Source organism: Nonomuraea sp. NPDC003560 (genome assembly GCF_042878785.1).
Lineage (GTDB): Bacteria > Actinomycetota > Actinomycetes > Streptosporangiales > Streptosporangiaceae > Nonomuraea.
Genome location: NZ_JBIAOF010000002.1, coordinates 572751 through 586801, shown reverse-complemented (window position 1 = coordinate 586801; position 14051 = coordinate 572751). Strand labels below are relative to the sequence as shown.

Below are 14051 nucleotides of genomic sequence, written 5' to 3'. Positions count from 1 at the left end.
TGATCCCCCTCCGAGATCACCGGAGGGACCGGCTCGCGCCGGCCCTTCCGCCGGTCGGGGCCGCTCTCGCGGGAACGTCTCCGCATCGGTTTCGGGCGCGTGGGCCCTGCCGGTGGCAAAACGCCCGTAAACTCAGGGGGGTGGTGGATAAGACGACTGCGGACCCCCTGGTCGGGCGGCTCCTCGATGGGCGTTACCGCATCGAGAGCCGGATCGCCCGGGGCGGTATGGCGACCGTCTACCTGGCGCTCGACGTCCGGCTGGATCGCACTGTCGCGTTGAAGGTCATGCACCGCTCGCTCGCCGAGGACCCGGCCTTCGTCCGCAGGTTCATCGGCGAGGCCAAGTCGGTGGCCAGCCTGTCCCACCCCAACGTGGTACACGTCTTCGACCAGGGGACCGACACCGACGTCGTCTACCTGTCGATGGAGTACGTGCCGGGCCGCACGCTGCGCGACATCCTGCGCGAGCGCGGCAGGCTGCCCGCCCGCGAGGCGCTGGAGATCATGATCCCGGTGCTGGCCGCCCTGGGCGCGGCCCACCAGGCCGGGATGGTCCACCGCGACGTGAAGCCCGAGAACGTGCTGATGACCGACGACGGCCGGGTCAAGGTCGTCGACTTCGGGCTGGCCAGGGCGATCGAGGCGACCAACCAGACCCGTACCGGCGTGATGATCGGCACGATCGGCTACATGTCGCCCGAGCAGGTCACCACCGGCGGCGCCGACGTGCGCAGCGACGTCTACGCCGCCGGCATCATGCTGTTCGAGCTGGTGACCGGGCAGCAGCCCTACGACGGCGAGACGCCGATGTCGGTGGCCTACCGGCACGTGCACGACACGGTGCCGCCGCCGTCGTCGCTGGTGCCCGAGGTGCCGCCGCTGATCGACACGCTGGTCGGGCACGCCACGGCCCGCGAGCCCCACGACCGCCCGGCCGACGCCACGGCGATGCTGGTCGAAGCGGTCGACGCCCACCGGATGCTGCCCAGGCTGAGCACCCCGCCGGCCATGACGGCCGTGTTCAACCAGTCGATGCCGCCGCGGCCGAGCGGCGCGGGCGCCCCGTCGATGCCGCTGGCCGCGCCGGCGCACACGCTGATCCAGCCGCGCGCCGAGGTGACGCCGCCGGTGTCGCCGCCGCCGTCCAGGCGTTCGTTCAGGCCCAACTGGTTCCTGGTCCTGCTCGCCGCGGTCATGGTCGTCGCGGTGGCGGTGACCGGCTGGTACTTCTCCCAGACCCAATACGTGCAGGTGCCCGACCTCGTCGGCCAGAACGTGGTGGTCGCCGAGCGCGCCGCCACGAGCAAGGGCTTCAAGGTCAAGAAGGTCGCCGGCGAGTACAACGAGGACACCGCCGAGGGGCTGGTGCTGCGTACCGACCCCGAGGGCAAGACCGAGGTGGAGAGCGGCAGCACGATCACGCTGGTGCCCTCGCTCGGCCCCAAGCGGGTGATCGTCCCCAGCGTCAGGGGCCTGACGAGCGACGAGGCCCGCGTCAAGATCGCCGAGGCCGGGCTCACCGTGGGCAGCGTCAAGCGCCTGCCCAACGGCGAGGTCGAGCGGAACAAGGTGATCCGCAGCTCCCCCGAGGCCGGCGAGAAGGTCAAGGAGGGCGCGAAGGTCGGCATCTTCGTGAGCGCCGGCATGGTGATGCCCGACGTGACCGGCATGCCGAAGGACGAGGCCGCCGCCTACCTCGGCGGCCAGGGCTTCGCGGTGCAGGTCAACGAGGTCGACGACGACGCCGAGCCGTGCACGGTCATCGCCCAGGCGCCGAAGGCCAAGTCCGAGGTCGACAAGGGCACCCCCGCGATGATCACGGTGGCGCGCTGCCAGACCGACTTCTGGGACTGGTTCAAGGGCGACAACGAGGCCCGCGACGACCAGGAGTTCCGCCTGGTGCCCGCGGTCATCGGCAAGAACGTCAAGGACGCCAAGTCGGAGCTGGAGTCGCTGGGCTTCCACGTACGGGTCCAGCGGCTGGCCAACGGCGGCGTCGTGCAGTACCAGCGGCCGTTACCGAACAGTGAGCGGCCGCCCGGCGCGACCGTCTTCCTCTGGCAGTAGTGCGCCGGGTCAGGCCAGGTGCCCGTGCAGGCGCACCCTGGCCAGCCCGCCGTCGGGGTAGATGTCGACCCGTACGTGGGTGACCGGTTCCGGGTGGCCGAGCCGGAAGCGGTGGGGGGTGTCGGGCTGCAGCCGGGTCTTCGGCAGCAGCGTGACCTCGCGCCCGCCGGACAGCCCGGTGAGCGCGACGTGGCCGGGGGCGTTGAAGATCAGGTTCGTGGTGTCGATCTCGGCCAGGCGCACCAGCCCCGGCCCGGCCAGGCGGATGAGCAGCCAGTCGTTGCCCGGCCCGCGGCGGCGCGCGGTCTCCCAGCCCTCCGCCTGGTGGCGGGCCAGGCCGGGGGCGATGACGTTGTTCGGTGCGGAGTAGAACTCGTCGGAGCAGGCGGTGACCAGGCCGCCGTTCTGGAGGGCGGCCAGGTCGAGGCTCAGCCCCTCGTAGACGGACAGGTCGGGGCGTACCTCGCCGTGCACGCGCAGGCGGGCGATGCCGCCGTCGGGGTAGATGTTCAGGCGTACGTGGGTGTAGCGGGTGTCGTCGCCGGTGACCTCGACGTGGTGCTCGGCGTCGCCCTTGAGCGCCGTCCTCGGGACGATCTCCGTCCAGTCGGCGGCGGCCAGCTCGCCGGGCGAGGGATGGCCGGGCACGGCGGCGGCCTCGACCGAGGCGTACGGCGGGTAGTTGCCCTTGAACCAGGCCGTGTCGATCACCACGCCGCGGATCGCGCCCGGCAGGCCCAGCCGCACCAGCGCCCAGTCGTGGCCGGGGGTGCGGCGGCGGCGGGTCTCCCAGCCGTCGTAGACCTGGCCCTTGTTGCCGAACGTCTCGGCGCGGAAGCCGGGGCGGCCCGGCCTGATCAGGCTCTCCTTCTCGGCGAAGGACTCGTCGCTGGCCGCCACGACCGCGCCGCCGAGGGTGCGCAGGGCCAGGTCGGGCAGGGCGGTGAAGCCGGGCATCTACTGCTCCCCGAGGATGAGGCGGCCGTGCGGCTCGCCGTCCACGGGACGGCCGCGCAGCCAGGTGGTCAGCACCGCGCCCTTGAGCACGCGGCCGTGGTAGGGGGTGACGGGGTTGCGGTGGTGCAGGCGGGCGGCGTCCACCGGGTTGTCGGCGTCGGGGTCGAAGGCGACCAGGTCGGCGTCGCCGCCGGGGCGGATCGCGCCCTTGCCGGGGAGCCGGGCCGTCTCGGCGGGCGCGGCCGACATCCAGCGGACGACGTCGGCGAGGGTGTGGCCGCGCCGGGCGGCCTCCGTCCAGACCGCGGACAGGCCGAGCTGGAGGGAGGCGACACCGCCCCAGGCGGCGGCGAAGTCGGGCACCTTCAGGTCGGCGGGCGAGGGCGAGTGGTCGGAGACGACGCTGCTCAGCACGCCGCTGGCCAGGCCGTCCCACAGCAGCTCGCGGTTGGCCCGCGAGCGGATGGGCGGGCAGCACTTGTACGCCGTGCGCCCCTCGGGCACCTGCTCGGCCTCCAGCGTCAGGTAGTGGGGGCAGGTCTCGGCCGTGACCGCCACCCCGTCGGCCTGGGCCCGCGCCAGCACGTCGAGGCATTCGGCGCTGGAGACGTGCAGGATGTGCACGCGCGCGCCGGTCTCGGCGGCCAGCGCGACGACCCGCGCGACCGCGCTGCGCTCGGCGGCTCCCGGCCGCGACTCCAGGAACTCCCGGTACGTCGGCCCGCCCGGCTCGGCCAGCAGCTCGGGGTCCTCGGCGTGCACCACGACGAGCCCGCCGAACCCGGCGACCTCGGTCAGCACCGCCCGCAGCTCGGCCGTGGCGAGCGGCGGGAACTCCTCGACGCCCGACGGGGACATGAAGCACTTGAAGCCCCGGACGCCGCGCTCGTGCAGCGGCCGCAGCTCCTTGAGGTTGCCGGGGACCGCGCCGCCCCAGAACGCCACGTCCACGTGGCACTGCCCGCGGGCGGCCCGCAGCTTGGCCTCCAGGGCCTCCACGCTGACGGTCGGCGGCAGGGAGTTGAGCGGCATGTCCACGATCGTGGTCACGCCGCCCGCGGCGGCCGCCCTGGTGGCCGAGGCGAAGCCCTCCCAATGGGTCCGGCCCGGCTCGTTGACGTGCACGTGCGTGTCCACCAGGCCGGGGAGCAGGGGCAGGTCGCGCAGGTCGATGTCCTCGGCGGCGTCGAGGGGCTCGGCGTAGTCGTACAGGGCCTGGACGCGTTCGCCCCGTACGGCCACGGCCGCGGCCCGCTCCCCCTCGGGCGTGACCACCCTGCGGGAGCGGACGACGAGGTCGTGAACGGTCATCTGCCCTCCAGATGCTCGGCGGCCACCCGGGCGGCCAGGCGTTCCAGGAGCGGGCCGGCCTCGGCCATGCACCGGGCCGGGTCGGGCTCCAGGTCGGTCAGGGCGTAGGCGGCCTCGATGCCGGCGTCCTTGAGCTCGGTGTCGCCGAGGGTGCGCCGTCCGCAGACCGCGACCACCGGCACGCCCGCCCTGGCCGCGGCCTGGGCCACGCCGATCGGCGCCTTGCCGCGCAGGGACTGCTCGTCGAGCGAGCCCTCGCCGGTGATCACCAGCCGCGCGTCCTGGACGAGCGCGCCGAAGCCGAGCAGGTCGAGCAGGTACTCGATGCCGGGCCGCAGCTCGGCGTGGAGGAAGGCCAGCGCCGCGAACCCGACGCCGCCCGCCGCGCCCGCCCCGGGGGCTCCGGCCACGCCCATGGCGCGCGGGGTGTCGTCGTGCTCGACGGCGCCGACCAGGCCGTGGGTCTGGGTCGCGACGGCGGCCAGCCGGGACAGGCCCGCCTCCAGCACCTTGACGTCCTCGGGGCCGGCGCCCTTCTGCGGCCCGTAGACGGCGGCGGCCCCGTGCGGGCCGAGCAGGGGGTTGTCCACGTCGCTCGCCACCACGAACTCCACCCCGGAGACGTCGGCGAACCCGGACAGGTCGATGCGGGCCAGCCCGCGCAGCGCGGCGCCGCCGTCGGGCAGCTCGGCGCCGTCGCCGTCCAGCAGGCGGGCGCCCAGCGCCCGGACCATGCCCGCTCCCCCGTCGGTGGACGCGCTGCCGCCGAGCCCGAGCACGATCCGCCGGGCGCCTCTGCGCAGGGCGTCGGCGATCAGCTCTCCGGTGCCGTAGGAGGTGGCGGTCAAGGGGGCCGGCCCGGCGGACAGCCGCCGCAGCCCTGACGCCTCGGCCAGCTCGACCACGGCCGTCGGCGTGCCGCCGGCCGCCCGCCAGGCGTACGCCGCGCTCACGCGTTCGCCGGTGGGCCCGGCGACCTCCACGGTGACGCGGTCGAACCCGCAGGCCACGGCCGCCTCGACGGTGCCGTCGCCGCCGTCGGCGACCGGCAGCTCGACCGTGGGCACCCCGAGCCCCGCCGACACCCGGGCCGCGACCTCGGCGGCGGTGAGGGAGCCCTTGAACTTGTCGGGTGCCACCAGAACCTGCTTTACCACTACGAACTCCCACAAGATGCTGAACAATGGCCGGACACGCCTTCCTGCCCGGTGCGAGCGGGCAGGAAGGCGTGACTCATCATCACATCAGCCCCCCGGCCGGCGGCGGCCGAGGGTAGGCGCCCTCAGTGAAAGGTGCCCTCAGTGAAGGGTGCCCTCAGTGAAGGGTGCCCTCAGTGAAGGGTGCGCTCAGTGAAGGGTGCGCTCAAGGAAGGTGCCCTCAGTGAAGCAGGCGCCCGCGCCCGCCGCCCATGGGCCGCGAGCACGAACCTGAACCGTTCTGGCGGGTTCTGAGGTGTGTGATCCTCCAATTAGGCTCACATCCCGTAAGGAGGAGGCGTTTGATGCGCATATCTGAGCGGGAGAGGCGGCGCCGGCTGGGCGTGCGCCACAGCCTGGCGGCCAAGGCGGCGACCCCGGAGGAGGCGACGGCGTCCGTGGTGGCGCTGCACGCCACCGACCCGGCGACGGTGTTCCTGTCGGCGGGCGCCCGGCTGACCGCGCCCGGGACCGCGCCGGTCGAGCGGGCCCTGTACGAGGACCGCACGCTGGTGCGCATGCACGGGATGCGCCGCACCGTGTTCGTGGTCCCGGCCGCGCTGGTGCCCGTCGTGCACCACTCCTCCACGCTCGCGGTCGCCACGAGGGTGCGCAAGGCGCTGGTCAAGGAGCTCGCCGCGGCCGGCGGCTGGGACGAGGTGTGGCTGGCCGACGTGGAGTCGTCGGTGCTGCGCGTCCTGGCGGCGGAGGGCACGGCGACGGCGGCCCGGCTGGGGGTGCTGGAGCCACGGCTGCGCGAGCAGTTCCGGGTGGCCGTGGGCAAGCCGTACGAGGCCGTGCACAGCGTCGGGCAGCGGCTGATCACGCTGATGGGCATGGAGGGCCGGCTCGTCCGCCAGGGCCGCCCGTCCGGCTCGTGGACGAGCACGCAGCACCTGTGGGCCGTCGCCCCGCCCATGGACGCGACCACGGTCCCGCAGGCCCAGGCCGAGCTGGTGCGCCGCTGGCTGGCCGCGTTCGGCCCCGGCACGGAGGCCGACGTCAAGTGGTGGACCGGCTGGACGCTGCGCGAGGTGCGCGCCGCGCTGGCCGCCGTCGGCGCGCTCGAGGTCGAACTGGACGAGGGCACGGGATACGTCCTGCCCGGCGATCTGGACGAGACGCCCGAGCCGGAGCCGTGGGCGGCGCTGCTGCCCGCCCTGGACCCGACGCCGATGGGCTGGCAGGGCCGCGACTGGTACCTGCCGAAGGAGCACCGGGCCGAGCTGTTCGACCGCAGCGGCAACGTCGGCCCGACCGTGTGGTGGGACGGGCGGGTCGTCGGCGGCTGGGGGCAGCGGCCCGGCGGCGAGATCGTGTGGCGGGCGCTCACCGACCTGGGCTCCGACGCCGTGGCCGCCGTGGAGGCCGAGATCGCCGGTCTGGCCTCCTGGCTCGGCGGCGTGCGGATCACGCCCCGCTTCCGCACGCCCCTGGAGCGCGCGCTGGCGGAGTAGGACGTCAGGAGACGACGCGGATGAACTCCTCCAGCGAGTAGCGCCCGTCCTGGTCGGAGTCGGCCTCCTGGCTCAGCGCGCCGAGGGCCTCGGCGGGCAGGTCGGGGAAGTGCCGCTTCAGCTCGGCCTCGCTGACGAAGCCGTCGCCGTCGGTGTCGATCTCGGCGAAGGTGCTCTTGAGCTGCGCCAGCCGCTCACCGGGGAGTTCTGCCGACACGGGACCGCCTTTCGGTACTGAATGCCACGTTCCGGACATTCACCACCCTAGTGCTGGACCTCCCTGCCCGCCGAGTGCCCGCGCTCGGCCGCCAGCCGCATCAGCCTGCGGTGGGCCTCGGCGCCCGCCCGTCCGGCCGCGTCGTGGGACGTCGTCCGCAGCTCGCCGTCCTCGACCACGGTCCGGCCGCCGACCAGGACGCGGGCCACCGGCGGCGGGGGCCCGAACACCAGCGCGCACACCGGGTCGACCACGGCGGCGGTGAAGGGCCCGCCGGTCCGCCACAGGACGACGTCGGCCAGCTTGCCCGGCTCCAGCGAGCCGAGCTCGGCCTCGCGGCCCAGGTTGCGCGCCCCGCCCAGGGTGGCCAGCTCCAGCGCCTGGCGGGCCGACAGCGCGCGGGGGCCGTACCTGGCCCGCTGGAACAGCAGGGCCTGCCGCATCTCCCCGGCCAGTGAGGTCAGCTCGGCTGAGGCGCTGCCGTCCACGCCGAGCCCGACGTTCACGCCCCGGCGCAGCATCTCCGACACGCGGGCGATCCCGGAGCCGAGGCGGCCGTTGGAGGAGGGGCAGTGGGCCGCGCCCGTGCCGGTGCGGGCGAGCTTGGCGATGTCGGCGTCGCTGAGGTGCACGGCGTGCGCGAGCCACACGTCGGGCCCCAGCCAGCCGAGCTTGTCCATGTAGTCGACCGGACGCAGGCCGAACCGCTCGACGCAGTGCTCGTCCTCGTCGAGCGTCTCGGCCAGATGGGTGTGCAGGCGGACGCCCTTGGCCCTGGCCAGGGCCGCCGACTGGGTCATCAGCTCGGCGCCGGCCGAGAACGGCGAGCACGGCGCGACCGCGACCCGCACCATCGAGGACGGCGACGGGTCGTGGTGGGCGTCCACCGCCTCGGCCGTCGCGGCCAGCACGTCGTCGAGCTGCTCGACCACCTCGTCCGGCGGCAGCCCGCCCTGCGAGCGGCCCAGGTCCATCGAGCCGCGCGCCGGGTGGAAGCGCAGGCCGATCTCCCGCGCCGCCTCGACCTCGGCCGCGAGCAGGTCGCCACGGCCCTTGGGGAAGACGTAGTGGTGGTCGCTGGAGGTGGTGCAGCCGGACAGCGCCAGCCAGCCGAGCCCGGCCGTGGCCGCGCCCCTGACGACCTCGGCGTCCATGGCGGCCCACACGTCGTAGAGCGCCACCAGCCACTCGAACAGGGTGGCGTCCTGGGCCAGCCCCTGGGAGGCCCACTGGTAGAGGTGGTGGTGGGTGTTGACCAGGCCGGGGGTGGCCAGGCAGCCGGAGCCGTCCACGCGCCGGGCGCCGGGGGTGGCGGGCGCGGGGCCGGGGCCGAGCGCGGCGATCCGGTCGCCCTCGACGACGAGGTGGCCGGACGGGATCTCGGGGCCGACGACGGGCGCGATGTGCACGTTCTCGATCAGCAGGGTCATCGGGACGCCTTCCGCGCGGCGGCCAGCCGGACCGCGTCGAGGATCTTCTCGTAGCCGGTGCAGCGGCACAGGTTGCCCGCCAGCGCCTCACGGATCTCCGCGTCGGACGGCCGGGGCACGCGTTCGAGCAGGTCATGGGCCTGTACGACGAGCCCCGGGGTGCAGAACCCGCACTGCACGGCCCCGCACTCGGCGAACGCCTCCTGCACCGGGTCGAGCCGGTCGCCCGCGGTCAGCCCCTCGACCGTGCGCACCCGCCGCCCCTCGGCCTGCCCGGCGGCGACCAGGCACGAGCAGACCGGCAGCCCGTCGAGGTAGACCGTGCACGAGCCGCACTCGCCCTGCTCGCAGGCGTTCTTGGAGCCGGGGAGCCCGATCCGCTCGCGCAGCACGTACAGCAGGCTCTCCCCCTCCCAGACGTCGTCCACGCTGTGGGCGCGGCCGTTGACGGTGACGTTCAGGCGCATCAGGCGGCCCTTCTCGCGAGGTGGTCGTTCCAGGCCCAGGTGAGCGTGCGCCGGGCCATCACGCCGACCGCGTGCACCCGGTAGGCGGCGGTGCCGCGCACGTCGTCGATCGGCGCGGCGGCCCGCGCGCACAGCTCGCCGAAGCGGGCCAGCAGCGCGGGGTCGAGCGGGGCGTGCCAGTCCAGCTCCCGGGCCAGCAGGTCCTCCGCCTCCAGGGCGCGGCGCGGCGTGGGCGCGGCCGAGCCGATCCCGGTGCCGACCCGCCGCTCGCCGGGGTGCAGCGCGACCGCGAACGAGCACACCGCGATCACCATGGCGTTGCGCGTGCCGACCTTGGAGAAGTACTGGGGTCCCTGGGCGGGTTCGACGCGCACGGCCCTGATCAGCTCGTCCGGCTCCAGGGCGTTGCGCTTGACCCCGAGGTAGAACTCGGCCGCGGGGATCAGCCGGGTGCCGCGCTCGCGCGACTCGACCTCGACGACCGCGCCCGCCGCCAGCAGCGGCGGATGGCTGTCGCCCGCGGGCGAGGCCGCGCCGAGGTTGCCGGCGACCGTGCCGCGGTTGCGGATCTGCGGCGAGCCGACCGTGCGCGCGGCCTGCGCGAGCCCCGGCAGCACGCCGCCCAGCTCGTCGACGACCGTGGCGTACGTGACCCCGGCCCCGATCCGGCAGACCCCCTCGGTCATGCCCCATTCGCGCAGCTCGGCCACCTGGTTGAGGTCGAGCAGCGCGTCCGGCCTGCGCACGTCGAAGTTGATCTCGACCATCACGTCGGTGCCGCCCTGGACGGGCAGCGCTCCGGGCCGGTCCGCCTTAGCGGCCAGCGCCTGCGCCCACGTGGTGGGCCGCAAGAAGTCCATCGTCCTCACTCCCAGGCGAATCCCGCGTCGGGTGCGTCCTCACGCAGCACACTGCCCTCGATCAGCCCGTAGGGACGGTCGGCGGCGTAGAAGACCTCATTCTCGTTGTCCAGGCCGAACGGCGACAGGTCGACCAGGAAGTGGTGCTTGTTCGGCAGCGTCAGCCGGACCTCGCAGACCTGCGGGCAGGTCGTCAGCACCCGCTCGCCCATCGCGTAGAGGGTCTGCTGCAACGACAGGCTGTGCGTCTGCGCGAAGGCGTCCAGCAGGCAGGCGCGCACCTGCGCGTACGGCGGCCGCTCGCCCGTCCCGGCGTGCCGCCAGCGGGCGGTGACCGCGGTGGCCAGGACGCGGTCGGTCGTCGGCTGGAGGGTGGTGTACTCGTCCACGAGGTAGCCGTGGAACTCCGAGCCGGTCGAGTTCAGCACGACCAGGTCCGTCAGGCCGGACACGACGGTGGTGCGGCCGTCCCTGTCGTGGTGGACGACGCAGGTGCGCACCTCGCCGCCGTCGCGCACGAAGGAGTGCCGCGACTCGCCGGGGATGCGGTTCCAGGCGTACTCCTCGATCTCCACCCGCGCGTGATGGATGGACGGGTGCGCGGAGACGTAGTGGCGGGCCAGTAAGAGGGCGAAGTCCTCGATCTCGCCGACGCCGTGCTTCCTGGCGAAGGCGTAGGCGGTGTTCTTCTGCGTGTCGGTGGGCAGGACGGCGGCGTTGCTGCCGTTCCTGTGCACCTCCTCCATGTCGCCCGACAGCGCGGTGCTGACGTTGATGTCCTTGAGGTGGTGGACGGCCCCCTCCCTGACCACGTGGACCAGCCTGGTCTCCGCCTTGCCGTAACGGTTGGGGCCCAGCTTGACGGTCATCTAGCTCCCTCGGTAGGTGGAGTAGGCGTACGGGCTGAGCAGCAGCGGCACGTGGTGGTGCGCGGCGGCGTCGGTGACGGTGAAGGCGATGACGACCTCGGGGTAGAAGGTGTCGGCCAGGTAGGCGCCGGTGTCGAAGACGACGCGGTGCACGCCCTCCTCGGTGTCCCAGCCCTTGATCCGGCCGTCGTCGTCGGTGCTGCCCCGGGCCAGCACGCGGCCCTCGTGCTCCAGCCGGACCCCCACCCCGGCGGCCGGGCGGCCCGAGACCGCGTCCAGGACGTGCGTCGAGAAGCTCATCTCCCCTCCCCTTCCATGAGCTTCCCCAGCCGAAGCCGGGTGATCTTCACCAGTTCCTCGCGGACGACCCCGCGCTCGGTCTCCTCGTCGTTGTCCAGCCGGGCGCGCAGCCGGGCCAGCAGCTCGGCCCCGCTCAGGCCGGTGGCGCAGACCAGGTAGACGTACCCGAACCGCTCCTCGTACGCGCGGTTGCCCGCGGCCAGCGCGGCCCGCAGCTCCTCGGCCCCCGGCGCGTCCGGGTGCGCGCCCGCCTGCTCCTGGCGTGACCAGCGCGACTCCCGGCCGTCCCCGGACGGGCGTTCCCCGATGCGCGGGTGGGCCGCCAGCGCCTCCAGCACGTCGGGCCACGTCAGCTCGCGCACCGCCGTCTCGGCGGCCTCGGCGAGCCGTTCGCGGGCGGCGTAGGGCCTGCGGGCGGCCACCGCCGCGGCGAACGCGCGGGAGGCGCAGCAGGCCAGCAGCTCCGCCTCCGCCTCCGCGCGCGGCCGCCGGTTGAACCCGGCCAGGGAGTTGGACATGTCAGCAGTACACACACGGGCCTGGTTCCCGGTCCATCCGTGAGAACTCCCAAGTACGCAACGGGATGGCCAGGACTTTTCGTGTCATGCTCCAACCCGGCCCCGGCCGGGACGCCCCTGAGCTGCGCCTACACTGGAGCCATCATGACCTTGACATCCCTGATCGGCGGGCACGTGTCCGTCACCGGCGGCCTGGCGACCGGCGGCCTGAAGTACATGGCCGAGATCGGCGCCGAGATGGTCCAGGTGTTCGTCACCAACCCGCGCGGCTGGGCGCTCAACGACGGCAAGCCCGCCGAGGACGCCAAGCTGGCCGAGTCCGGCGTCACCGCGTTCATCCACGTGCCGTACCTGGTGAACTTCGGCTCGCCCAACCCCGAGACGCTGGCCAACTCCATCGCCGTCGTCCGCCACGGGCTGCGGCGCGGGGTCGAGACCGGCGCCAAGGGCGTCGTGGTCCACACCGGCTCGGCCGTCACCCAGTCCCGCGACGACGCGCTGCGGCAGATCCGCGAGACCCTGCTGCCGCTGCTCGACGAGATCCCCGAGGGCGGCCCCGACCTGCTGCTGGAGCCCATGGCGGGCCAGGGCGCGATGCTCTGCGCGACCGTCCAGGACCTGGAGCCCTATCTCGCCGCGCTCGACTGGCACCCGCGGGCCTGCGTCTGCCTCGACACCTGCCACGCCTTCGCCGCCGGCCACGACCTGGCCGCCGAGGGCGGGGTGCGGGAGACGTTCGACGCCCTGCACGCCATCGCGCCCGGCCGGCTCAAGCTCATCCACGCCAACGACAGCAAAGACGTGTGCGGGGCCAAGAAGGACCGGCACGAGAACATCGGCGCGGGCCACATCGGCGCGCAGCCGTTCGCCGAGATCATGCGGCATCCGGCGGTGGCGGGCGTGCCGATCTGCATCGAGACGCCCGGCAAGGCCGACAAGCACCGCGAGGACATCGAGCTGCTGAAGAAGCTCCGCGACGAGGGCTGACCCGGCGCGATCCCCGGTGACGGGGATGAGAGCCCGTCCAGGTCGGCAATCGTGATAGGGGCGCCTGCTCGCACGATCCGGCCGCCCCCGAAGGCCGGATCGCGGGGCCGGGGTCCGTGGCCTCCGCAGGCGCCCCCTCACCTGATCGGCAGGCGGGCCCTACCCCCCGGTCAAAGGCCCGACAGCCGTGGTGACCTGGTGGGTCACCGGTGAAGCCGACGCATCAGGCCCTTGCTTGGGCCTTGCGGCCCGTCCCCCCCGATGCGCCGGGTGGCTTCCGATGCCGAAACACTACGGTCGCGATCTTGTGGGCGAAACCCTGTTCACGGCCAGCTCGCTGAACGGTCTGTAGTCATCGACATACGGAGGGTGGCGGGGCGGCGAGCGGTCACCGGCGAGCGACGAACGGCTGGTTCATGGGTCCTCCCAGCGATCGGCAGCCCCCTGGAGGGCATCGCAGGAACCGGCGCCAAGGGCCCGCCCCCGACGTGACCTGGGAAATCTTTTACCATCGCGGCGGCAGACCGCCCGGCGGCCGGGGCCCGGCGCCCGCCCGGCGCCCGAAGGACACGCCCAGCTTCACGCCCACCCATCAGCACCAGCCCCCGCGGGCCGGCGGTCAGGAGAAGACGCCGCGATGCTGGCGGACGAGCTGTTCGCGCACCTGACGGCTGTGCCGCCGGCTGACCTGCAACGTCTCCGTGCCGACGGTGAGCGTGACCCGGCCGCCCTCGAAGCGCAGCTCGCTGACGTGCCGTGCCGAGACCAGGGTGCTGCGGTGGACGCGGATGAACCCCGCCTCCGACCAGCGGCGTTCGAGCGCGGCCAGCGACATGCGGACGAGGTAGCTGCCGTCGCCGGTGTGCAGCCGCACGTAGTCGCCCTTGGCCTCGGCGAACCAGATGGCCTGCTGCGGCACGAACCTGGTGCGCCCGCCCAGCTCGACCGGGATCACGTCGTCCTGGCTCGGCTCGGCGAGCGGCGCGGAGGCCGCCTCCAGCCGCCTGACCGCCTCCGCCAGGCGCTCGGCCCGGACCGGTTTGAGCAGGTAGTCGACGGCCTCCAGCTCGAACGCCTGCACCGCGCACTCCTCGTGCGCCGTGACGAACACCAGCTTGGGCGGGCTGGGGAAGCCGCCGACCAGCCGAGCGAGGTCGAGCCCGTCGAGGCCCGGCATCCGGATGTCGAGGAAGATCGCATCGAGCCGCTCGCCGCCGCCGATCATCTGCACCATGTCCTGCAGCGCGGTGACGCCGTCGGCCGCGGTCGCGACGTGTTCGATTCTCGTGTCCTGGCGCAGCAGGTAGGCGAGCTCCTCAAGAGCGGGCAGCTCGTCGTCGACCGCCAGGACCCTCAGCATGGGCTCCACGCTGCCGTATGAAAGCAGAGGTCACAAGCGACACGCCAGCTCAG

General features: G+C 73.6%; 14 protein-coding genes. 3 read left to right on the top strand and 11 right to left on the bottom strand.

Going from position 1 to position 14051, the window contains the following annotated elements; genetic code table 11:
- Window positions 1–143: 143 nt before the first annotated feature.
- On the top strand, window positions 144–2069 hold the full coding sequence (gene pknB, locus ACFYUV_RS08085) for a Stk1 family PASTA domain-containing Ser/Thr kinase (RefSeq protein ID WP_387666273.1): 1926 nt from the start codon (window positions 144–146) through the stop codon (window positions 2067–2069).
- A 9-nt stretch (window positions 2070–2078) separates the two neighbouring features.
- Here the strand turns inward: pknB and alc are convergent, their stop codons facing one another.
- The 3 genes from alc to ACFYUV_RS08070 are packed head-to-tail and all read right to left on the bottom strand — an operon-like array spanning window position 2079 to window position 5476.
- Entirely contained in the window at window positions 2079–3026 is a 948-nt protein-coding gene (alc, locus tag ACFYUV_RS08080) for an allantoicase (protein WP_387666270.1), read from the bottom strand.
- A complete protein-coding gene (allB, locus tag ACFYUV_RS08075; protein ID WP_387666267.1) occupies window positions 3027–4337 on the bottom strand; it encodes an allantoinase AllB in 1311 nt (436 codons plus the stop codon).
- Complete coding sequence (locus ACFYUV_RS08070) at window positions 4334–5476, bottom strand: glycerate kinase (RefSeq protein WP_387666265.1); 1143 nt, start codon at window positions 5474–5476, stop codon at window positions 4334–4336. The genes allB and ACFYUV_RS08070 overlap by 4 nt, the downstream gene beginning before the upstream one ends.
- A 362-nt stretch (window positions 5477–5838) precedes the next feature.
- Here ACFYUV_RS08070 and ACFYUV_RS08065 point away from each other — a divergent pair, with 362 nt between their 5' ends.
- Window positions 5839–6990: a winged helix DNA-binding domain-containing protein gene (locus tag ACFYUV_RS08065; RefSeq protein ID WP_387666262.1), complete on the top strand. Its 1152-nt coding sequence runs from the start codon at window positions 5839–5841 to the stop codon at window positions 6988–6990.
- A 4-nt stretch (window positions 6991–6994) separates the two neighbouring features.
- On the opposite strand, the gene ACFYUV_RS08060 is transcribed toward ACFYUV_RS08065, so the two are convergent.
- Genes ACFYUV_RS08060 through uraD form a run of 7 tightly spaced genes read right to left on the bottom strand, consistent with a single transcriptional unit; the run spans window position 6995 to window position 11651 of the window.
- On the bottom strand, window positions 6995–7207 hold the full coding sequence (locus tag ACFYUV_RS08060) for an EF-hand domain-containing protein (RefSeq protein ID WP_357967865.1): 213 nt from the start codon (window positions 7205–7207) through the stop codon (window positions 6995–6997).
- Between the two features lie 47 nt (window positions 7208–7254).
- Window positions 7255–8637: an 8-oxoguanine deaminase gene (locus tag ACFYUV_RS08055; RefSeq protein WP_387666259.1), complete on the bottom strand. Its 1383-nt coding sequence runs from the start codon at window positions 8635–8637 to the stop codon at window positions 7255–7257.
- On the bottom strand, window positions 8634–9104 hold the full coding sequence (locus tag ACFYUV_RS08050) for a (2Fe-2S)-binding protein (RefSeq protein ID WP_387666256.1): 471 nt from the start codon (window positions 9102–9104) through the stop codon (window positions 8634–8636). Before ACFYUV_RS08050 ends, ACFYUV_RS08055 begins: the two co-directional genes overlap by 4 nt.
- Window positions 9104–9964, bottom strand: coding sequence for an FAD binding domain-containing protein (locus tag ACFYUV_RS08045; RefSeq protein WP_387666254.1), 861 nt, complete (start codon window positions 9962–9964; stop codon window positions 9104–9106). Before ACFYUV_RS08045 ends, ACFYUV_RS08050 begins: the two co-directional genes overlap by 1 nt.
- A gap of 5 nt (window positions 9965–9969) precedes the next feature.
- Entirely contained in the window at window positions 9970–10833 is an 864-nt protein-coding gene (pucL, locus tag ACFYUV_RS08040; RefSeq protein WP_387666252.1) for a factor-independent urate hydroxylase, read from the bottom strand.
- On the bottom strand, window positions 10834–11133 hold the full coding sequence (uraH, locus tag ACFYUV_RS08035) for a hydroxyisourate hydrolase (protein ID WP_364331632.1): 300 nt from the start codon (window positions 11131–11133) through the stop codon (window positions 10834–10836). It abuts the gene before it with no gap.
- Entirely contained in the window at window positions 11130–11651 is a 522-nt protein-coding gene (uraD, locus tag ACFYUV_RS08030) for a 2-oxo-4-hydroxy-4-carboxy-5-ureidoimidazoline decarboxylase (RefSeq protein WP_387666248.1), read from the bottom strand. The genes uraH and uraD overlap by 4 nt, the downstream gene beginning before the upstream one ends.
- A 144-nt stretch (window positions 11652–11795) precedes the next feature.
- On the opposite strand from uraD, the gene ACFYUV_RS08025 reads away from it, so the two are divergent.
- Window positions 11796–12638, top strand: coding sequence for a deoxyribonuclease IV (locus tag ACFYUV_RS08025; RefSeq protein ID WP_352326779.1), 843 nt, complete (start codon window positions 11796–11798; stop codon window positions 12636–12638).
- A gap of 619 nt (window positions 12639–13257) precedes the next feature.
- On the opposite strand, the gene ACFYUV_RS08020 is transcribed toward ACFYUV_RS08025, so the two are convergent.
- Window positions 13258–13998: a LytR/AlgR family response regulator transcription factor gene (locus ACFYUV_RS08020; protein WP_387647544.1), complete on the bottom strand. Its 741-nt coding sequence runs from the start codon at window positions 13996–13998 to the stop codon at window positions 13258–13260.
- Window positions 13999–14051: the final 53 nt, after the last annotated feature.